General features: G+C 73.4%; 18 protein-coding genes. 10 read left to right on the top strand and 8 right to left on the bottom strand.

Going from position 1 to position 18865, the window contains the following annotated elements:
- Nucleotides 1-16: 16 nt before the first annotated feature.
- The 4 genes from OVN18_RS05105 to OVN18_RS05090 all read right to left on the bottom strand — a co-directional run bounded on the left by OVN18_RS05105 (nt 17) and on the right by OVN18_RS05090 (nt 3404).
- The gene (locus OVN18_RS05105; RefSeq protein WP_267738513.1) at nt 17-1018 is read right to left on the bottom strand and encodes a magnesium and cobalt transport protein CorA; all 1002 of its coding nucleotides are present in this window, start codon (nt 1016-1018) and stop codon (nt 17-19) included.
- Nucleotide 1019: 1 nt separating this feature from the next.
- A complete protein-coding gene (locus OVN18_RS13140; protein WP_324287799.1) occupies nt 1020-1280 on the bottom strand; it encodes a twin-arginine translocase TatA/TatE family subunit in 261 nt (86 codons plus the stop codon).
- Between the two features lie 62 nt (nt 1281-1342).
- Nucleotides 1343-2041, bottom strand: a complete 699-nt coding sequence (locus tag OVN18_RS05095) for a potassium channel family protein (protein WP_267738511.1) — start codon at nt 2039-2041, stop codon at nt 1343-1345.
- Nucleotides 2034-3404 (bottom strand): TrkH family potassium uptake protein, encoded by a 1371-nt coding sequence (locus tag OVN18_RS05090; RefSeq protein WP_267782381.1) that lies wholly within the window; start codon nt 3402-3404, stop codon nt 2034-2036. The genes OVN18_RS05095 and OVN18_RS05090 overlap by 8 nt, the downstream gene beginning before the upstream one ends.
- Nucleotides 3405-3694: 290 nt before the next feature.
- Here OVN18_RS05090 and OVN18_RS05085 point away from each other — a divergent pair, with 290 nt between their 5' ends.
- From OVN18_RS05085 to OVN18_RS05060, 6 genes are read left to right on the top strand one after another with little or no spacing between them, the layout of a single operon-like run.
- Entirely contained in the window at nt 3695-3787 is a 93-nt protein-coding gene (locus OVN18_RS05085) for a potassium-transporting ATPase subunit F (protein ID WP_267738509.1), read from the top strand.
- Nucleotides 3784-5460 (top strand): potassium-transporting ATPase subunit KdpA, encoded by a 1677-nt coding sequence (gene kdpA, locus OVN18_RS05080; protein ID WP_267782379.1) that lies wholly within the window; start codon nt 3784-3786, stop codon nt 5458-5460. Before OVN18_RS05085 ends, kdpA begins: the two co-directional genes overlap by 4 nt.
- Before the next feature lie 2 nt (nt 5461-5462).
- Nucleotides 5463-7577, top strand: a complete 2115-nt coding sequence (gene kdpB / locus OVN18_RS05075; protein WP_267782378.1) for a potassium-transporting ATPase subunit KdpB — start codon at nt 5463-5465, stop codon at nt 7575-7577.
- A gap of 22 nt (nt 7578-7599) precedes the next feature.
- Nucleotides 7600-8208 carry a K(+)-transporting ATPase subunit C gene (gene kdpC / locus OVN18_RS05070; RefSeq protein WP_267782377.1) on the top strand — a complete coding sequence of 203 codons (609 nt, stop codon included), beginning with the start codon at nt 7600-7602 and terminating at the stop codon, nt 8206-8208.
- A gap of 25 nt (nt 8209-8233) precedes the next feature.
- Complete coding sequence (locus OVN18_RS05065; RefSeq protein ID WP_267782376.1) at nt 8234-10756, top strand: sensor histidine kinase; 2523 nt, start codon at nt 8234-8236, stop codon at nt 10754-10756.
- Nucleotides 10753-11502: a response regulator transcription factor gene (locus tag OVN18_RS05060; protein WP_267782375.1), complete on the top strand. Its 750-nt coding sequence runs from the start codon at nt 10753-10755 to the stop codon at nt 11500-11502. Before OVN18_RS05065 ends, OVN18_RS05060 begins: the two co-directional genes overlap by 4 nt.
- Before the next feature lie 35 nt (nt 11503-11537).
- Here OVN18_RS05060 and OVN18_RS05055 read toward each other — a convergent pair whose 3' ends face one another.
- The 3 genes from OVN18_RS05055 to OVN18_RS05045 form a co-directional block, all read right to left on the bottom strand.
- Complete coding sequence (locus OVN18_RS05055; protein ID WP_267738503.1) at nt 11538-11801, bottom strand: GlsB/YeaQ/YmgE family stress response membrane protein; 264 nt, start codon at nt 11799-11801, stop codon at nt 11538-11540.
- Between the two features lie 120 nt (nt 11802-11921).
- The gene (locus OVN18_RS05050; RefSeq protein ID WP_267782371.1) at nt 11922-12095 is read right to left on the bottom strand and encodes a CsbD family protein; all 174 of its coding nucleotides are present in this window, start codon (nt 12093-12095) and stop codon (nt 11922-11924) included.
- 113 nt (nt 12096-12208) lie between these two features.
- Nucleotides 12209-13279, bottom strand: a complete 1071-nt coding sequence (locus OVN18_RS05045; RefSeq protein ID WP_267782368.1) for a LacI family DNA-binding transcriptional regulator — start codon at nt 13277-13279, stop codon at nt 12209-12211.
- 113 nt (nt 13280-13392) lie between these two features.
- On the opposite strand from OVN18_RS05045, the gene OVN18_RS05040 reads away from it, so the two are divergent.
- The 4 genes from OVN18_RS05040 to OVN18_RS05025 all read left to right on the top strand — a co-directional run bounded on the left by OVN18_RS05040 (nt 13393) and on the right by OVN18_RS05025 (nt 16998).
- Entirely contained in the window at nt 13393-14664 is a 1272-nt protein-coding gene (locus OVN18_RS05040; RefSeq protein ID WP_267782366.1) for an MFS transporter, read from the top strand.
- 9 nt (nt 14665-14673) lie between these two features.
- The gene (locus OVN18_RS05035) at nt 14674-15495 is read left to right on the top strand and encodes an SDR family NAD(P)-dependent oxidoreductase (RefSeq protein ID WP_267782365.1); all 822 of its coding nucleotides are present in this window, start codon (nt 14674-14676) and stop codon (nt 15493-15495) included.
- 25 nt (nt 15496-15520) lie between these two features.
- A complete protein-coding gene (gene nucS, locus OVN18_RS05030) occupies nt 15521-16216 on the top strand; it encodes an endonuclease NucS (protein ID WP_267738498.1) in 696 nt (231 codons plus the stop codon).
- A gap of 77 nt (nt 16217-16293) precedes the next feature.
- The gene (locus tag OVN18_RS05025; RefSeq protein WP_267782364.1) at nt 16294-16998 is read left to right on the top strand and encodes an HAD hydrolase-like protein; all 705 of its coding nucleotides are present in this window, start codon (nt 16294-16296) and stop codon (nt 16996-16998) included.
- Nucleotides 16999-17736: 738 nt separating this feature from the next.
- Here the strand turns inward: OVN18_RS05025 and OVN18_RS05020 are convergent.
- Complete coding sequence (locus OVN18_RS05020) at nt 17737-18864, bottom strand: FAD-dependent monooxygenase (protein ID WP_324287805.1); 1128 nt, start codon at nt 18862-18864, stop codon at nt 17737-17739.
- Nucleotide 18865 lies beyond the last annotated feature (1 nt).

Raw genomic sequence — 18865 nt, 5'->3', positions numbered from 1 at the left:
CACAGGGTGGCGCGATTCACAGCCAGCGCTTGGCCTTGAAGGCGATGTAGAGACCGACCCCCATGAGCAGCATGAGCAGCAGGGCGAAGGGGTAGCCGAGGGTCCACTCGAGCTCGGGCATGACGCGGAAGTTCATGCCGTAGACGGTGCCGACGAGCGTCGGGGCGAACAGGATGGCCGCCCACGAGGTGATGCGCTTGATCTGCTCGTTCTGCTCGACGCTCACCACGGTCATGCGCCGGGTGACGAGCGTCGACTGCACCTGCAGCGCGTTGTCGAGGAGCGCGCGGAACGAGTCGGCGCGCTCCGAGGCGCGGTGCACGTGGTCGAGCACGTCGCGCAGCCGGCGCTGCAGCTGCACGTCGACGCCGTACCGGTCGCCGCCCTTCAGCAGGGCCTCGATGATGCCGGCGAGCGGCTGCACGGCGCGCTGGAACGCGATGACCTCGCTCGAGAGGTCGTAGATGCGCCGGGTGAGAGCGTCGTCGTCGCTCGCGCCGAACAGCTGGTCCTCGATCTCATCGATGTCGTTCTCGAGGCCCGCGACGACCGGCTCGTACTCGTCGACGACCTCGTCGAGCACGGCGTAGAGGATGGCCTCGGGGCCGAGGGCGAGGAGCTCGGGCTCGGCTTCGAGGCGCTCGCGCACCCGGCGCAGATCGGGCGACTCGGCGTGCCGCACGGTGACGACGAAGTCGGGCCCGACGAAGATCAGCAGCTCTCCGAACTCGACCGTCTCGGTGGCGTCGATGTAGCGGGCGGGGCGCAGGGCGAGGAAGAGCGTCTCGCCGAAGCGCTCGAGCTTCGACCGCTGACGGCCCTTGAGGGCATCCTCGACGGCCAGCTCGTGCAGATCGAACTCGGCGGCGACCGACTGCAGCTCGTCGAGGGTCGGGCGGTAGAGGCCGATCCAGGCGATGCCGCCGTGGGCCCGGGTCAGCTCGTAGGTCTCCTCGAGGTCGACGGTCGCGCCGAGCCGCTTGCCGCCGACGTAGACGGCGCTGTCGATGAGGGCCACGTCAGGGCCGGCGCGGCGGCGCGTCGGCGCGATCGGGGGTCGCCGGGTCGGCGGCGTCCGCCGTGTCCGCCGCGGCAGCGGGGGCCTCCGCGGCCCCGGTCGGCTCCTCGTCGTCGGCGCGGCCCGCCTTGACCTCGCCGCGGAAGATCGTGATCGACTGCCCGAGGCTGCGGGCCAGCTGCGGCAGCTTCGGCGCGGCGAACAGCAGCAGCACGACGAGCAGCAGGATGACGCCGTGCCAGCCGGAGAGGTTGAAGGGCATGAGGAGCTCCGTTCGATGCGGGTCGAGCGAGGCGAGTGTACGCCCCGCGCGGCGGGCGCGGCTCAGCGCAGCTGGCCGAACTCCTCGGCGCGACGGGTGGGGCCGGCCACGAGGATGGTGTCGCCCTCCTGCAGCACGGTGTCGGCGTCGGCGTTGCACCAGGGCTTCTCGCCGCGGCGCACCGCCATGACGGTGACCCCGTGCTCCTGCCGGATGCGCGTGTCGCCGAGCCGCCTGCCGAGCACCGCCGAGTTCGGGCTCGTCTTGACGATCGCGTAGTCGTCGCCGACCTCGATGTAGTCGAGCGCGGCGCCGCGCACGAGGTGGGCGACCCGGCGACCCGTGTCGGCCTCGGGGTGGATCACGTGCTCGACCCCGAGCTGCTGCAGGATGCGGCCGTGCGGCTCGCTCGTCGCCTTCGCCCAGATCTGCGGGCGCCGGAACGAGAGCAGCACCGAGGTGGTGAGGATGCTCGCCTGGATGTCGCTGCCGATGGCGACGACCACGCGGTCGAACTCGTGCACCGCCAGCTGCCGCAGCACCTCCTCCTTGGTGGTGTCGGCGCGCACCGCCCGGGTGACGGCGCCGTTGAGGCTCTGCACGATCTCCTCGTCGGAGTCGATGGCGAGCACCTCGGTGCCCGAGGCCATGAGCTCGAGGGCGAGCGCCCGGCCGAAGCGGCCGAGCCCGAGCACGGCGACGGAGTCGGCCTCGGCGATGCGCGAGGCGCGGCTTCCGGTGAACAATCGCGACTTAGCCAATGACGGGCCTCTCCTTGGGAAGTTCGTAGAGCGTGCGGCGCTGCCGCAGCACGAGGGCGGTTCCGAGCGTGAGCGGTCCGAGCCGGCCGAGCAGCATGAGCACCATGAGGATGACCTGGCCGGCCGGGGGCAGATCGGCGGTGATGCCGGTGCTGAGCCCGACGGTGCCGAAGGCCGAGACGGCCTCGAAGAGCAGGACGTCGAGATCGAGGTGGCTGATCATCATGAGGGCCGTCGTGGCCGCCATGACCGCGGCGAGCGAGAGCAGCGCGATGGTGATGGCCTCGCGGTGCACGGCACGGGAGAGCCGCTTGCCGAAGATGTTGACGGCCCCCTCGCCGCGCAGCTCGGTGAGCAGGATGAAGAGCAGCACGGCGAAGGTCGTCACCTTGATGCCGCCGGCCGTGCCGGCCGGGCCGCCGCCGATGAACATGAGCACGTCCATGCCCAGCAGCGTCTCGGGGTTCAGCTGCCCGATGTCGACGCTGTTGAAGCCGGCGGTGCGGGTCTGCACCGAGTGGAAGAAGGCGACGAGGATGCGGTCGGCCGCGTCGTAGGCGCCGATCGTGGCGCGGTTGCCCCATTCGAGCACGGCGATGTACGCGGTGCCGAGCACGAGCAGCGCCGCCGTCATGACGAGCACGATGTTGGTGTTCATCGTCCAGTGCAGCGGGCGGCCGAACTCCTTGCGCAGCTGGCGCAGCACGGGGAACCCGAGCCCACCGAGGATGGTGGCGATCGACATCGGCAACACGACGAAGGGATCGGTCGCGAAGCCGATCATGTTGTCGCTCCACGGCGCGAAGCCGGCGTTGTTGAAGCTCGAGATGGCGAGGAACCCTCCCCGCCAGAGCGCCTCGCCGAGGGGGTAGTCGTACTCGAGCGCGAAGCGCGCGGCGAGCAGCAGGGCGACGGCGCCCTCGATGATGAGCGAGGTGGCGAGGATGCCCCGCGCGAGCCTCCCCGCATCCCCGAAGTCGACCGCCCGGTTCTCGGTACCGGTGGTGATGCGGTTGCGCAGGGTGAAGCGGCGCACGAGCGCCAGGCCGATGAGCGAGGCCACGAGCATGATGCCGAGGCCGCCGAGCTGGATGAACAGCACGATCACGACGAGGCCGAAGGGCGACCAGGCGGTGGCCGTGTCGACGACGACGTGGCCGGTCACCGAGACGGCCGAGACCGCGGTGAAGGCGGCCTCGAGCACGTCGACGCGCTCGCCGGGGGCGTGCGCGATCGGCAGCGAGAGCAGCCCGGTGGCCGCGATCATCGCCGCGAGGAAGCCGAGCACGACCACCTGCGCGGGCGCGATGCGCGCACGCGGAGCCACGCCCGGACGCGGGCGCGATGAGGAGAGGTCGAGCACGCCGGGAACACTACGCCCGGTGCAGCGCGGCCGCGGCGCCTGTACCCCGGTCGTGTACCCCGGTCGGTGCGCGGGAATCGTGAGGGTCGCGCGGCGGGGCGTTAGGGAACCGTGAGGACGCCCGCCCCCGGCGACCCCGGCTCCTAGCGTCGCCTGCGGCCGTCGACCCCGACGACCGTGACGGGGCCCCGCCCCCGGAGAGGACCATCCGTGCTGGATCTCGTGTACCTGGCCCTGATCGCCGCCCTGTTCGCGGCCGTCGGCGCCGTGGCGTCGGCGGTGAGGGAGCGATGAGCCCCCTCGACGTCGTCGCCCTCCTCCTCGGCCTCGCCGCCGTGGGCTACCTGCTCGTCGCGCTGCTGAAGCCGGACGTGTTCTCGTGACGCTCGAGATCGGGCTGCTCGCCGCGCAGCTGGGCACGATCGCACTGCTCGTCGCGATCATCCACCGCCCCCTCGGCGACTACATGGCCCGCGTGTACACGAGCCCCCGCGATCGGCGTATCGAGCGCCCGCTGCTGCGCCTCATGGGCGTCGACAGCGCTGCGATGCAGGATGCCCGGGGCTACACCCGGGCGCTGCTGCTGTTCTCGGCGGCCGGCGCCGTGGTGCTCTACGCGCTGCAGCGCACGCAGCAGCTGCTGCCCGCCTCGCTCGGACTCCCCGCCGTCTCGCCCGATCTGGCGTTCAACACCGCGGTGTCGTTCGTGACGAACACCAACTGGCAGTCGTACTCTCCCGAGCTCACGCTCGGGTACACGGTGCAGGCGGTCGGCCTGGTCGTGCAGAACTTCGTCTCGGCGGCGGTCGGCATGGCCGTGGCCGTGGCGCTGTTCCGCGGGCTCGCGGCGCGCGGCACCGGATTCGCCGGCAACTTCTGGGTCGACCTGGTGCGCGGTGTCGTGCGCATCCTGCTGCCGATGGCGCTGCTCGCCGCGATCGTGCTCCTCGCGGGAGGCGTCGTGCAGAACCTCTCCGGCTTCGTGACCGTCGAGACGCTGACCGGCGGCACCGCGACCGTTCCCGGCGGCCCGGTCGCCTCGCAGGAGGCCATCAAGCTCATCGGCACCAACGGCGGCGGGTTCTTCAACGCCAATGCCGCGCACCCCTTCGAGAACCCCACGGGGTGGACGAGCCTGGTCGAGATCCTGCTCATCCTCGCGATCCCGTTCTCCTTTCCGCGCACCTTCGGCACGATGGTCGGCGACGTGCGGCAGGGCCGCGCGGTCGCCGGCGCCATGGCGATCCTCGCCACCCTCTCGGTCGTCGCGCTCGCCGCGGCCGAGCTCGCGGGGGGCGGCACCGCGCCGCAGCTCGCCGGAGGGGCGATGGAGGGCAAGGAGCAGCGCTTCGGCATCGGGGGCTCGGTGCTCTACGCGGGCGCCACCACGCTCACCTCGACGGGCTCGGTCAACTCGATGCACGACAGCTTCACCGCCCTCGGCGGCGGCGTGACGATGCTCAACATGATGCTCGGCGAGGTCGCTCCGGGCGGCGTCGGCTCGGGCATGTACGGGATGCTCGTCATCGCGATCGTGGCGGTGTTCATCGCCGGGCTCATGGTGGGGCGCACCCCCGAGTACCTCGGCAAGAAGATCGGGCCGCCCGAGATGACGCTCGCGAGCCTGTACATCCTCATCACCCCCGTGCTCGTGCTCGCCGGAACGGCGTTGAGCGCGACCCTGCCGGGCGTGCGCGACGACGTCGAGACGACGAGCATCTACAACCCCGGGGTGCACGGCTACAGCGAGCTGCTCTACGCCTTCACCTCGGCCGCGAACAACAACGGCTCGGCCTTCGCCGGGCTCACCGCGAACACGCCCTGGCTGAACACGGCGCTCGGCGTGGCCATGGTGCTCGGTCGTTTCATCCCCATCGTGATCGTCATCGCGCTCGCCCGGTCCCTCGCCGCACGCGAGCCCGTGCCCTCCTCCGCCGGGTCGCTGCCCACCCACGGGATGCTCTTCACCGGTCTCCTCGTCGGCGTCACGGTCATCGTGTCGGCCCTCACCTACTTCCCCGCCCTGGCCCTCGGGCCCCTCGCAGAAGGACTCTGACCATGCCGCTCGTCGACGCCCCCGCGGCCGCCCCCGAGGGCACCGCCTCCCGCCGCCGCAGCGGGCTGAGCCCGCGGCAGATCGCCGAGGCCCTGCCCGGCGCCCTGCGCAAGCTCGATCCGCGCCGGCTGTGGCGCAACCCCGTGATGCTCATCGTCGAGGCGGGCGCCGCCCTCACCACCGTCATCGCCGTCGGCGACGCGGTGTCGGGCGGGGAGGGGCTCGTGTTCACCGCCTCCATCGCCGTCTGGCTCTGGATCACGGTCATCTTCGGCACGCTCGCCGAGTCGGTGGCCGAGGGCCGCGGCAAGGCGCAGGCCCGCACCCTGCGGCAGACGCGCAGCACGACGACGGCGCGGCGCGTACGCGACTACGACGCCGCGAGCGACCCCGAGGCGCTGACGAGCCCGATCGACGACGCGCTCTCGGGCGACCTGCACCGCGGCGACGTCGTCGTCATCGAGGCCGGCGAGATCGTGCCCGGCGACGGCGAGATCGTCGCCGGCATCGCCACGGTCGACGAGTCCGCCATCACGGGCGAATCGGCGCCCGTCGTGCGCGAGTTCGGCGGCGACCGCTCGGCCGTCACCGGCGGTACGCGCGTGCTGAGCGACCGCATCGTCGTGCGCATCACGAGCGAGCCGGGCGCCACCTTCGTCGACCGCATGATCGCCCTCGTGGAGGGCGCGAGCCGGCAGCGCACCCCGAACGAGATCGCGCTCACCATCCTGCTCGCGAGCCTCTCGATCGTGTTCACCGTCGTCGTGCTGACCCTCAACCCGCTCGCGAGCATCGCGGGCGAGACGGTGAGCGTCGTCGTGCTCGTCGCGCTGCTGGTCTGCCTCATCCCGACGACCATCGGCGCGCTGCTGAGCGCCATCGGCATCGCCGGCATGGATCGCCTCGTGCGCCGCAACGTGCTCGCGATGTCGGGCCGCGCGGTCGAGGCCGCGGGCGACGTGACGACGCTGCTGCTCGACAAGACGGGCACGATCACCTACGGCAATCGTCGGGCGACGGCCGTGCATCCCCTCGCCGGGGTCTCGGAGCGCCGCCTGCTCGAGGCCGCGCGCCTCTCCTCCCTGGGCGACCCCACGCCCGAGGGCGCCTCGATCGTCGCGCTCGCCGAGTCCGCCGGGGTCGTCGACGCGCTCCCCTCGGGTGCCCTGCTCGTGCCCTTCACCGCGCAGACCCGCATGAGCGGGGTCGACCTGTCCGACGGCGGCGCCGTGCGCAAGGGCGCCGGCTCGACCATCGCCGAGTGGGCGGGGGATGCCGTGGCGCCGGTGCGCGCGGAGCTCGCGGGCATCGTCGACGGCATCTCCGGCCAGGGCGGCACGCCCCTCGTCGTGGCCGTGCGCGACGCCGAGGGCGGGATCGTCGTGCTCGGCGTCGTGCAGCTCAAGGACGTCGTGAAGGAGGGGCTGCCCGAGCGGTTCCGCGAGCTGCGGGCCATGGGCATCCGCACCGTCATGATCACCGGCGACAACCCGCTGACCGCGAGGGCGATCGCCGCCGAGGCGGGCGTCGACGACTACCTCGCGGAGGCGACCCCCGACGACAAGATCGCCCTCATCCGGAAGGAGCAGGAGGGGGGCGCGCTCGTCGCCATGACGGGCGACGGCACCAACGACGCGCCCGCCCTCGCGCAGGCCGACGTCGGCGTCGCGATGAACTCGGGCACCTCGGCGGCGAAGGAGGCCGGCAACATGGTCGACCTCGACTCCGACCCGACGAAGCTCATCGACATCGTGCGCATCGGCAAGCAGCTGCTCATCACGCGCGGCTCGCTCACGACGTTCTCGATCGCGAACGACGTGGCCAAGTACTTCGCGATCATCCCCGCGATGTTCGTCGGCGCCTTCCCCGGGCTCGACGCGCTCAACATCATGGGGCTCGCGAGACCCGAGTCCGCCATCCTCTCGGCGATCATCTTCAACGCGCTCGTGATCATCGCGCTCATCCCCATCGCCCTGCGCGGGGTGTCGTACCGCGCGGCCTCCGCCTCGGCGCTGCTGCGCCGCAACCTGCTGGTCTACGGGCTCGGCGGTCTCATCACCCCCTTCATCGGCATCGCGCTCATCGACCTCGTCGTGCGCACCATCCCCGGTCTCTGAACCGGCATCGGAAAGGCTGACCATGCGTCCCCTCCGCCCCTGGCTGCGATCGCTCGGCACGAGCCTGCGCGCCCTCCTCGTGCTCACCCTCCTCACCGGCGTGCTCTACACGGCCGCCGTGCTCGGTCTCGGGCAGGCGCTGCTGCCCGCCGCCGCCAATGGCTCGCTGCTGCGCGACGACGCCGGTGACGTGATCGGATCCCGGCTCCTCGGCCAGTCGTTCACCGATGCCGAGGGAGCCCCGCTGCCCGAGTGGTTCCAGTCGCGGCCCTCCGCCGCGGGCGACGGCTACGACGGCGGGGCCTCGAGCGGGTCGAACCTCGGCCCCGAGAACCCCGACCTGATCGCGGCGATCGAGCAGCGACGGGCCGACATCGCCGCGTTCGAGGGCGTCGACCCGAGCGAGGTGCCCGTCGACGCGCTGACGACCTCGGCCTCGGGGCTCGATCCGCACATCTCCGCCGCCTACGCGCTGCTGCAGGCCCCGCGCGTGGCCGAGGCGCGGGACCTCGACCCCGAGCGCGTCGTCGCCCTCGTGGAATCTATGATCGAGCCGCGGGCGCTCGGGTTCATCGGTCAGGAGCGCGTGACCGTCGTGAGCCTGAACCTCGCGCTCGAGCAACTCGACTGAGCCCGGCAGGGCGGGAGGACGCGGCATGACGAGAGGGCTGCTGCGGGTGTTCCTCGGCGCCGCTCCGGGCGTCGGCAAGACCGTCGCCATGCTCGAGGAGGGCCGACGCCTGCGCGACGAGGGGGTCGACGTCGTGGTCGCCCTCGTCGAGACCCACGGGCGCCGGGCCACCGCCGCCCTCGTCGACGAGCTCGAGCTCATCCCCCGCCGTCGGGTGGAGCATCGGGGCGTCGCCCTCGACGAGCTCGACGTCGACGCCGTCATCGCCCGCGCCCCCGCCGTCGCCCTCGTCGACGAGCTCGCCCACACCAACGCTCCCGGCTCGGCCGAGGAGAAGCGATGGGAGGACGTCGACCGGCTGCGCGACGCCGGCATCGACGTGCTCACGACCGTCAACATCCAGCACATCGCCTCGCTCAACGACGTCGTCGAGCGCATCACGGGCGTCGCCCAGCGCGAGACCATCCCCGACGACGTGCTGCGTGCCGCCGACCGCATCGAGCTCGTCGACATCGCCCCCCAGGCGCTGCGCGAGCGGCTCGGCGCCGGGCTCGTGTACCCGGCCGAGCGCATCGACGCGGCGCTCGGCAACTACTTCCGACTCGGCAACCTCACGGCGCTGCGCGAGCTCGCGCTGCTCTGGCTCGCCGACGAGGTCGAGGACGCCCTGCGCCGGTACCGCCGCGAGCAGGGCATCGATGCGATGTGGGAGTCGCGCGAGCGGGTCGTCGTCGCGCTCACCGGCGGCGACGAGGGCGAGACCCTCATCCGCCGCGCCGCCCGCATCACGGCGCGATCCGGCGCGGGCGAGCTGACCGCCGTGCACGTGGGCGACTCCGACGGCCTCGCCGCCCGCCCCTCCCCCGCGCTCGCCGCCCAGCGCGCGCTCGTCGAATCCCTCGGCGGCAGCTTCCACGAGCTGGTGTCGACCGACGTGCCCACGGCCCTCATCGAGTTCGCCCGCAGCGTCGATGCCACCCAGCTCGTCATCGGCGTCAGCCGTCGCAGCCGCTGGGCCGCCCTCCTCGGCGGGCCGAGCGTGAGCCAGGCGATCATCCGGCTCTCCGGCGACATCGACGTGCACATCGTCTCGCACGGGGCCGCCCCCACGCTGCGACTGCCCGTCGTGCGCCGAGCGCTGAGCAGAAGGCGCCTGGCGCTCGCGTTCCTCGTGCTCGGAGTCGGCCTGCCCGCTCTCACCGCGCTGCTCGCGCCCTTCCGCTCGCCCGAGTCCATCGTCACCGATGTGCTCGCCTTCCAGCTGCTCGTCGTCGTCGTGACGGTCATCGGCGGCATCGTGCCGGCCCTCGCCGGCGCGCTCTCGGCCGGGCTCGTGCTCAACTACTTCTTCATCGAGCCGCTCTACGGGCTCTCGATCGCCAGCCCGCGCGACATCGCCGCGATCGGCATCTTCGTGGTCGTGGCCGTGCTGGTGAGCATCATCGTCGACCAGGCCGCCCGTCGTGCCGCGGCCGCGCGGCGCTCGGCCGCCGAATCGGCCACCCTCGTGAGCGTGGCCGGCAGCGTCATCTCGGGCGCGGATGCCCTCGACACCCTCGTGCACCGCCTGCGCGAGGCCTTCGGCCTCACGAGCGTCATCCTCTCCCAGCGCGGCGACGTCACCCATTCGGCGCGCGACGCCTCCCTCGCCGACGACCGCGACGTGGAGACGCGCATCCCGCTCGGCGAGGGCTCGACCCTCTACCTGCGCGGGCCCGCCCTGACGAGCTCCGACCGCACCATCCTCGGCGCCTTCGTCTCGCAGCTCGCCCTCGCCCTGCTGCAGCGCCGGCTCGCGGGCGAGGCCGACGCCGCCCGCCCGATCGCCGAGGCCGACCGGCTGCGCAGCGCCCTTCTCGCCGCGGTCGGGCACGACCTGCGGCGCCCGCTCGCGGCGGCGACCGCCTCCGTGACGGCCCTGCGCTCGGGGCAGGTGGCCCTCGATGACGCCGACCGCTCCGAGCTGCTCGCGACGGCCGAGGCGAGCCTGCTCTCGCTGACCGAGCTCGTGACCGACCTGCTGGATGTTAGCCGTCTGCAGGCCGGAACCCTCGGGGTGGTGCTCGCCGACGTCGCCGTCGACTCCGTGATCGTCGACGCGCTCGACGAGCTGGGGGCGGGCCCCGACGACGTGCGGCTGCAGCTGGGCGAAGGGGTGGTCATGCGGGCGGATGCCGCTCTCGCGCAGCGCGTCGTGGTCAACCTGCTCGCCAACGCCCTGCGCTTCTCGCCCGAGGGCTCCCCTCCGCTGCTGTCGGTCAGCACGATCGGCGATCGGGTGCAGCTGCGCGTCGTCGACCACGGCCCCGGGGTTCCCGCCGAGCGGCGCGAGGAGGTGTTCGCGCCGTTCCAGCGCCTCACCGACACGGACAACGCGACGGGCCTCGGCCTGGGCCTCGCGCTGTCGCAGGGCTTCACCGCGGCGATGGGCGGCACGATCGACCCGGAGGACACCCCGGGCGGCGGCCTCACCATGGTCGTCGAGCTCGCCGCCGCGAGCGACCCGACCGACGCCGACGGCGCACGCGAGGACGGGGCCGAGGCATGAAGATCCTCATCGCCGACGACGACGAGCAGATCCTGCGCGCGCTCGCCATCACGCTCAAGGCGCGCGGGCACACCGTCGTCACGGCGCGCACGGGCACCGAGGCGCTCGACACCGCGATCCACGCGCATCCCGATCTGATCGTGATCGATCTGGGGATGCCCGGGCTGACCGGTCAGGAGGTGATCGAGGCCGTGCGCGGCTGGTCGACGATGCCCATCCTCGTCGTCTCGGGCCGCTCGGAGTCGTGGGACAAGGTCGACGCCCTCGACGCCGGCGCCGACGACTACATGACCAAGCCCTTCTCGGTCGACGAGCTGCTCGCCCGCATCCGCGCGCTGTCGCGCCGGCTCGGCCCGGTCGAGGCGACGGGCCCGACGGTCGCCTTCGGCGAGGTGGTCGTCGACCTCGCGCACCGGCAGGTGCTGCGCGCGGGAGCCCCGGTGCGGCTCACCCCGACCGAGTGGCGCCTGCTCGAGGAGCTCGTGCGCCACCCGGGAACGCTCATCACCCGCGAGACGCTGCTGGCGACCGTCTGGGGGCGACCGTCGACGGGCGACACCGGCTACCTGCGGCTGTACATGGCCCAGCTGCGCAAGAAGCTCGAGCCCGTGCCGAGCGCGCCGCGCTACCTGCTCACCGAGGCGGGGATGGGCTACCGCTTCGCCCCCGAAGGGCTGCCCGAGGGATCGTCCGGCGCGCCCGCCCCCGCCGACGGCGCCGACGATGACGGGCGCGCTTCCCGGTAGAGGATGCGCGCCCGTCGGGGTGCGGATGAGACGCGTTACGCGCGCTTGCGGCCGGTCAGCGCGCCGTAGATCACGAGCACGATGAGCGCGCCGCCGATGGCGAGCAGCCAGGAGCTGAGCTCGAAGAAGCTGCCGATGCCGACGCCGAAGGCCGCGCTGCCGATGAAGCCGCCGAGGAAGGCACCGAGCACGCCGAGCACGAGGGTGATGAGCCAGCCGCCGCCCTGCTTGCCGGGGAGGATCAGCTTGGCGATGGCGCCGGCGATGAGGCCGAGGAGGAGGAAGGCGAGAATGCCCATGGGATCGGTTCCTTGTCTGGTGATGCGGTCAGGGGTGGGGGTGGTGCTCGGCTCGCGCGCTCGCGGCGCGCAGAGCACGGCCCCGGCGGCCGGAGCCGTCGGGGCCGGAACGGTGCGGGACTACTTGCCGAAGACGTCCTTGACGTCGTCGCCGGCCTGCTTCGCGTTGGCCGTGGCCTGATCGGCCTTGCCCTCGGCCTCGAGCTTCTCGTTGCCGGTGACCTTGCCGGCGGCCTCCTTGGCCTTGCCGACGAGCTCCTCGCCGAGGTGCTTGGCCTTGTCCGCTGCGCTCATGGTGCGCTCCTCACGTGTCAGGGGAAGTCGGGATGGCTTCCGGGTACGCAGGGGAGACGGGGATGCTCGGGGCATCGTCACGGACGCCCAGGCTTCTCTCAGGCTCGGGGCGCTCAGCCGCGCGGCGCCGCCGTGGTGTCGCCCAGGCGCAGCTCGACCGGGAACACGACGCTCGTCACCGGCTCCCCGGCGAGCGCCGCGAGCGCCATGCGCGCCGCCGTGCGCCCCTTCTCGACGCTCGGCTGCACGATGGTCGTCAGACGCCGGTCGGTGAGACCGTCGATGCGCGCGCCGTCGAAGCCGAGCACGCTGAGGTCGCGCGGAACGGTCATCCCCCGCTCCTCGGCCGCCTGGATGGCGCCGAGCGCGATGAGGTCGCTCTGCCCGACGATCGCGGTGAGGTCGGGGTGGGCGTCGAGCAGGGTCCGCGCCGCGAGCGCGCCCTCCTCGGGCAGGCTGCCGGCGGCGACGACCGCGGGCGCGTCGGGGAACACGTCGCGCACGCCGGCCAACCGCTCGCGGCCCGTGTAGGCGACGCTCGACGTCTCCCAGTCGGCGGTGAGCGCGCCCCGGGTGTGCGGGCGGTCCATCGGCAGGGTCAGGATGCCCACGCGCCGGTGACCCAGATCGTGCAGGTGCTGCGCTCCCGCGCGCATGCCCGCACGGTTCTCGACGTCGACGAGGTGCATCCCCTCGCGCGCCTGCGCCTCGACGCCGATGAGCGGCACCTGGCGGCGGCTCAGCACGGCGACGGCGGGGTCGAGGTCGGTGCTGCAGCCGAGCAGGAGAGCGGCATCCATCGGGGCGTCGCGCAGGCCGCCCTGCTGGCGCTCGAGGCTGTCGGTGAGCAGGAGGAGGCTGTAGCCGGCGGCGCCGATCTCATCGGCGATGCCGTCGAGCATCGTGACGACCATGGGGTCGCGGAAGGCGTCGCGGATGCGGTCCTCCATGACGACGGCGATGATGCCGCTGCGGCCGGTGCGCAGGCTGCGGGCGCGGGGGTCGGGGCCGCCGTAGTCGAGCTCGCGGGCGGCGGCGAGCACGCGCTGCTTCGTCTCCTCCGCCACGGGGCCGGCGCCGCTGAAGGCGAGGCTCGCGGTCGAGGCGCTCACGCCGGCGCGCGCGGCGACCTGGGCGAGGGTCGGTCGGGCGCCCTCGTCTGCACTGTTTGCCGGGGTCGCCATGGGCTGTTAGCGTAGTCGAACCGCGGTATCGAATCGATTCGATCGGCCCGCTCCCCTCAGATCCTTCACCTCCGCTCCGCCCGCTCACGGGCGCTCCCTCGAAAGGGCCCGACGTGACCGCCCCCACCGCCTCCCTCCCCGCGCTCGCCCCCTGGCGCGCCGCGGTCTTCGTCGTCTTCGCCCTCAACGGCATGACGATGGCCACCTGGGTGGCGCGCACGCCGGCGATCCGCGACGCCCTCGACGTGCGCACCGACCAGTTCGGGCTGCTCATCCTCGGCATGGCGATCGGCTCGATCCTCGGCCTGCTGTCGAGCAGCCACGTCATCGCTCGCCTCGGCACGCGGCGGGTGATCCTCGTCGGGCTGGTGACGACCTCGATCGGGCTCGCCCTCATCGGCATCGGCGCGCAGGCGATCGGCTCGTTCGCGGTCGTCTTCGTGACGCTGCTCTTCTTCGGCGCCGCGACGGGCATCACCGATGTCGCGATGAATCTCGAGGGCGCGGGCGTCGAGCAGCGTCAGGGGCGCTCGATCATGCCCTGGTTCCACGCCTCCTGGAGCTTCGGCACCATCGTCGGCGCCTCCATCGCCGCGGGCGTCGCCGACCTCGGCATCGGCGTCGACGTGCACGCGTCGGCGATGGCGGTGCTGCTGCTGGTGGCGACGCTCGTCGTCGTGCGGTTCCTGCCCCGCGACGCCGTGCTCGCCGGGCTCGAGGGCGAGAACGAGTCGGGCGAGAAGTCGACGTTCCGCGACCGCCTGGCGATCTGGCGCGAGCCGCGCATCCTACTCATCGGCCTCATCGTGCTCGGCATGGCCTTCGCCGAGGGTTCGGCCAACGACTGGCTCGCCCTCGCCGTCGTCGACGGCCGCGGCGTCGACGAGGCTACGGGCGCCCTCGCCTTCGGCATCTTCGCCACGGCGATGACGATCGGCCGCATCGCCGGCGTCTGGATCCTCGACCGCTTCGGCCGCGTGCCCGTACTGCGCGGCTCGGCGATCCTCGCCGCCGCCGGCCTCGCCGTGCTCATCACCGTCGACCAGCCGATCATCGCCGCGCTCGGCATCTTCGCCTGGGGACTCGGCTCCTCGCTCGGGTTCCCGGTGGGCATGTCGGCCGCGGCCGACGACCCCTCGAGGGCCGCCGCCTCCGTCGCCGCCGTCGCGACGGTCGGCTACTTCGCCTTCCTCGTCGGCCCGCCGGTCATCGGCTTCCTCGGCGAGCGCATCGGCCTGCTCAATGCCCTCTGGATCGTCCTCGTGCTCATCCTCGTCGCGGCGATCGCCTCGGGCGCCGCGCGCGAGCGTGGTGCGGCCGCGGGCGCGCGGGCGGCCGATCAGGCTCCGGCACGGGCATCCGTCGATGAGGATGCCCGCCCGTAGCCTGAGCGCATGACCGCGCTCCCCTCCGCACCGCCCGCCCTGCCGTCCGCTCTCGACCTGACCGGTCGCACGGCGCTCGTCACCGGCTGCGGATCGGCATCGGGCATCGGCTTCGCCACGGCCCGCGCCCTCGCCGAGCTCGGTGCCCGCGTCGCCATGACGGCGACGACCGACCGCATCGCGGCGCGCGTCGACGAGCTGCGCGAGCTCGGCTTCGACGCGGTCGGCGTGGTCGCGCGCCTCGAGACGGAGGCCGCGGCGGGCGCCGCCCTGGCGTCGGTGCACGAGCTGCTGGGCGCGGTCGACGTGCTCGTCAACAACGCGGGCATGGTCGCCGTCGGCGAGCAGATGCCGCGCGGCGACATCGGCATGACGGTCGCCGAGTGGCGCAGCGCGGTCGACGTGAACCTGACGAGCGTGTTCCTGGTGACGCGCGGCGTGGTGGCCGGCATGCGCGAGCGCGGCTGGGGCCGCGTCGTCTCGGTGGCCTCGACGACGGGCGCCGTGCAGGCTGCCCGCGACGACCTCGGCTACGCGACGGCGAAGGCGGGGATGCTCGGCTTCACCCGCGCGCTGGCCGTCGACGAGGCGCGCCACGGCATCACGGTCAACGCGGTCGCCCCGGGCTGGATCGCCACGGGCTCGCAGTTGGAGCAGGAGGCGGTCGAGGGAACGCTCACGCCCCTCGGCCGCAGCGGCACCCCCGACGAGGTGGCGAGCGCGATCGCCTGGCTCGCGTCGCCCGGCGCCGCCTACGTGACGGGGCAGCTCATCGTCGTCGACGGCGGCGGCAGCGTCGCGGAGGAGCACCGGCCGGGGGTCTGGGGCTGAGCGCGCCCGCTTAGACTCGACCCTCGTGCGCCTCGTCATTGCCAAGTGTTCCGTCGACTACGCCGGGCGACTCAGTGCGCATCTGCCGCTCGCGACGCGCCTGCTCATCCACAAGAACGACGGGTCTCTGCTCGTGCACAGCGACGGCGGCTCGTACAAGCCGCTCAACTGGATGAGCCCGCCCTGCTCCCTCACGGTGCACGAGCCCGACGACGATCAGCGCGCGGCCGGCGTCACCGCGCTGTGGCGGGTCACGCACGCGAAGACGGCCGACATGCTCGTGGTGTCGATCCACGAGGTCGTGCACGAAACGGCGCACGAGCTGGGGCTCGACCCGGGGCTGCAGAAGGACGGCGTCGAGGCGCACCTGCAGAAGCTGCTCGCCGAGCAGATCGCGCTGCTGGGCGAGGGCACGACGCTCGTGCGCCGCGAGTACATGACGGCGATCGGGCCGGTCGACATCCTCGCCCGTGACGCGAGCGGGGCATCCCTCGCCGTCGAGATCAAGCGGCGCGGCGGCATCGACGGCGTGGAGCAGCTGACCCGCTACCTCGAGCTCATGAACCGCGACCCGCTGCTCGCGCCGGTCGCCGGCGTCTTCGCCGCGCAGGAGATCACGCCGCAGGCGCGCACCCTCGCCGAGGATCGCGGCATCCGCTGCCTGCTGCTCGACTACGACGCGATGCGCGGGCTCGACGACGGGGTTCCCCGGCTCTTCTGATCGCGCCGTCCGCGGGCCGCCATACCGTCCTCCGCGGGGTCAGGATGCTCGGCGCCGGCGCCTCTAGGCTTCCGGTGATGACTACCGCCGCCTCGACGCCGCTCCCCGCCGACCTGCCGGAGCCCCTCCCACCCTTCTCGGCGATCCTGCTCGACCTCGACGGCACGATCCTCGACTCCGCGCCGGGCATCACGGCGACCCTCGCGCACACCTTCCGCGAGCTCGGCATGCCCGTGCCGCCGCACGAGTCGCTCATGCGCTGGGTCGGCCCGCCCATCATGGAGTCCTTCGCTCTCCTCGCGGGCCTCGACGCCGAGACCTCCGAGCGCGCGCTGCAGATCTACCGCGAGAAGTACCTCGACGACGGTGCCTACGACTCGACGCTCTACGACGGCATGGGGGTGCTCGTGCAGCGCATCGCCGCGGCGGGCATCCCGCTGTCGCTCGCGACCTCGAAGCCGGAGGTTCCGGCCACGCTCATGCTCGAGCACGTCACCCTGGCGACCTGCTTCACCGTCATCACGGGAGCCTCGGCCGACGAGACCCGCAGCGCGAAGGCCGACGTCGTCGAGGAGGCGCTGCGCCGCCTCGACGGGCTCGGCGTCGACCTGTCGAACGTCGTCATGGTCGGCGACCGCATCCACGACATCGAGGGCGCGGCCCTGCACGGCGTGCCGACGATCGCCGTCGAGTGGGGTTACGGCACGCCCTCCGAGCACGCGCACGCCGCGGCGATCGCGCGCACGGTCGACGATCTGACGGGGATGCTCGGGCTCGAGTAGAGCCGCGCCGCGGGCCGCGCCCGCCGCGCCCTCCGCGCCCCTCGCTCTCCGGCCGCGCACAACGCCGGCCCACCCGCGCCCTCCGCGTCCTGCTCGCCTTCCGCGCTTTCCGCGCCTCCCGCGCCCTCCGGGCCCTCCGCGCCCTCCGCGCCCTCCGCGCCTTCCTCGCCGTCCTCGCCGTCCGCGCCGTCCGCGCAGGATCATGCTCCCTCTCTCGCGCTCCTTCCACTCTGCAGGAACTCTGCGAGGAATCCACGTCTTCTTCCTGCAGAGTGGAGGGCGCGCAGGCGCGAATGCCGCGCCCTGGCGACCGGGCCGATCGCTCACCGCGGGTATCCGAAGCAGGGAGCAGCTGATCGAGCCAGGCACCGTTCCCGGGCGGGCGGAACGAGGAGTCGGGCTGGCCGGGCTCGGAAGCGCGAAGGCACGGGGCGAGGACGGTCAGGCGTGCGGAGGGGCAGACGGTCGGACGGCCCGGCGGCACGGCGGCCCGGCGGGCGGGCGGCCCGGCGGGCGGGCGCGCGCGCGGAGCCGACGAACGGGCGGGCGCGCGAGCGCGGGCGGGTGGAGCGGTCGGACGGGCGGGCGGGCGCGGCCGCGCGCGGACGGGCGGGCGCGCGGGTGGAGGGCGGAGCGGGTGGAGCGGGCGAGCGGGCGCGCTGCCGCGCGCGGACGGGCGGGCGCGCGGGTGGAGGGCGGAGCGGGTGGAGCGGGCGAGCAGGCGGAGCAGGCGCGCGCTCAGCGCGCGAGGCGGTCCACGACGGCGCCGAAGACGCGCGGCATCGCGGCAGCCGCCGGAACGATGAGACCGCGGGCCGGGGAGGTCGCGGCGGCGAGGAGGCCCGCGGTGAGCATCCGGAAGTCGCGGGTCGACCGCGACCAGGCGCGCTCGTAGGCGGGCAGGGTTCCCGCGGCGAGCGCCGCGACCAGCTGCTCGGACTGCGCGAGCCCCACGCGAAGACCCTCGCCCGTGAGGGCGTCGACGTAGCCCGAGGCGTCGCCGACGAGCGCGACCCGCCCTGACGTGCGGGCGCGCGTGCGCTGGCGCAGGGCTCCGGCGGCGCGCAACTCCGACGCGGGAGCAGCGCCCGACAGTCGCTCCGCGAGCGACGGCACCCGGGCGATCGCCGCCGCCAGATCGAGCGGGCGCCGGCCGAGCACCGCGACGCCGACCGTGCCCTCGTCGACCGGCGTCACGTAGAGCTCGACGTCGTCGAGGTAGGTCACCTCGACCAGATCCGACCAGGGGGCGACGGCGAAGTGCTGACGCAGGCCGAAGCGCCGCCCGTCCGCGCCGAGCGCGCGCTCGCGCGCCGCCGCCGCAGCAGCCGCGGGCGCCGCGGGCGCAGACCGCGCGGCCGTCTCCGCACGCCCGGCCGACGAACCCCGCCGAGCCGCGCGCGCCGGCCCCCGGTCGAGCCCGGCGACCGCCCGCACGCGCGAGTGCAGCCCGTCCGCTCCGACCAGCGCGTCGAAGCGATCGCCGTCGACGACGACCCCCGACGCGTCCGCCGAGAACCCGTCCACCCGCATCGTCCGCCGCGCGACCCCGAGCTCGGAGGCCCGCTCGAGCAGCGCCGCGTGCAGCACGAGCCGGCGAACCCCCCGACCCTCGCGGCCGGGCCCGTAGCGGTGCTCGACGGCGCGGCGGGCATCCTGATACCGGATGCCCCGGATGGGGCTGCCCGCGGGGTCGACGCCCAACCGCCGCAGCGCCGCCATCGCGCCCGGCATGAGGCCCTCGCCGCACGCCTTGTCGATGAGGCCGGATCGCGCCTCGAAGATCACCGGCGAGAGCCCCGCCAGTCGCGCCCCGATCGCCGTCGCGAGCCCCACGGGCCCGCCGCCCACGATCGCGACGCGCATG

Source organism: Microcella daejeonensis, from assembly GCF_026625045.1.
GTDB lineage: Bacteria > Actinomycetota > Actinomycetes > Actinomycetales > Microbacteriaceae > Microcella > Microcella daejeonensis.
This window is presented reverse-complemented; position numbering and strand designations above follow the sequence as displayed.

Coding starts and splice junctions, on each gene's coding strand:
- OVN18_RS05050 (WP_267782371.1), bottom strand. CDS start 12,095: ATGAGCGCAGCGGACAAGGCCAAGCACCTCGGCGAGGAGCTCGTCGGC.
- OVN18_RS05060 (WP_267782375.1), top strand. CDS start 10,753: ATGAAGATCCTCATCGCCGACGACGACGAGCAGATCCTGCGCGCGCTC.
- OVN18_RS05065 (WP_267782376.1), top strand. CDS start 8,234: ATGACGAGAGGGCTGCTGCGGGTGTTCCTCGGCGCCGCTCCGGGCGTC.
- kdpB (WP_267782378.1), top strand. CDS start 5,463: ATGCCGCTCGTCGACGCCCCCGCGGCCGCCCCCGAGGGCACCGCCTCC.
- OVN18_RS05045 (WP_267782368.1), bottom strand. CDS start 13,279: ATGGCGACCCCGGCAAACAGTGCAGACGAGGGCGCCCGACCGACCCTC.
- OVN18_RS05035 (WP_267782365.1), top strand. CDS start 14,674: ATGACCGCGCTCCCCTCCGCACCGCCCGCCCTGCCGTCCGCTCTCGAC.
- OVN18_RS05055 (WP_267738503.1), bottom strand. CDS start 11,801: ATGGGCATTCTCGCCTTCCTCCTCCTCGGCCTCATCGCCGGCGCCATC.
- OVN18_RS13140 (WP_324287799.1), bottom strand. CDS start 1,280: ATGCCCTTCAACCTCTCCGGCTGGCACGGCGTCATCCTGCTGCTCGTC.
- OVN18_RS05085 (WP_267738509.1), top strand. CDS start 3,695: ATGAGCCCCCTCGACGTCGTCGCCCTCCTCCTCGGCCTCGCCGCCGTG.
- OVN18_RS05020 (WP_324287805.1), bottom strand. CDS start 18,864: ATGCGCGTCGCGATCGTGGGCGGCGGGCCCGTGGGGCTCGCGACGGCG.
- kdpC (WP_267782377.1), top strand. CDS start 7,600: ATGCGTCCCCTCCGCCCCTGGCTGCGATCGCTCGGCACGAGCCTGCGC.
- OVN18_RS05025 (WP_267782364.1), top strand. CDS start 16,294: ATGACTACCGCCGCCTCGACGCCGCTCCCCGCCGACCTGCCGGAGCCC.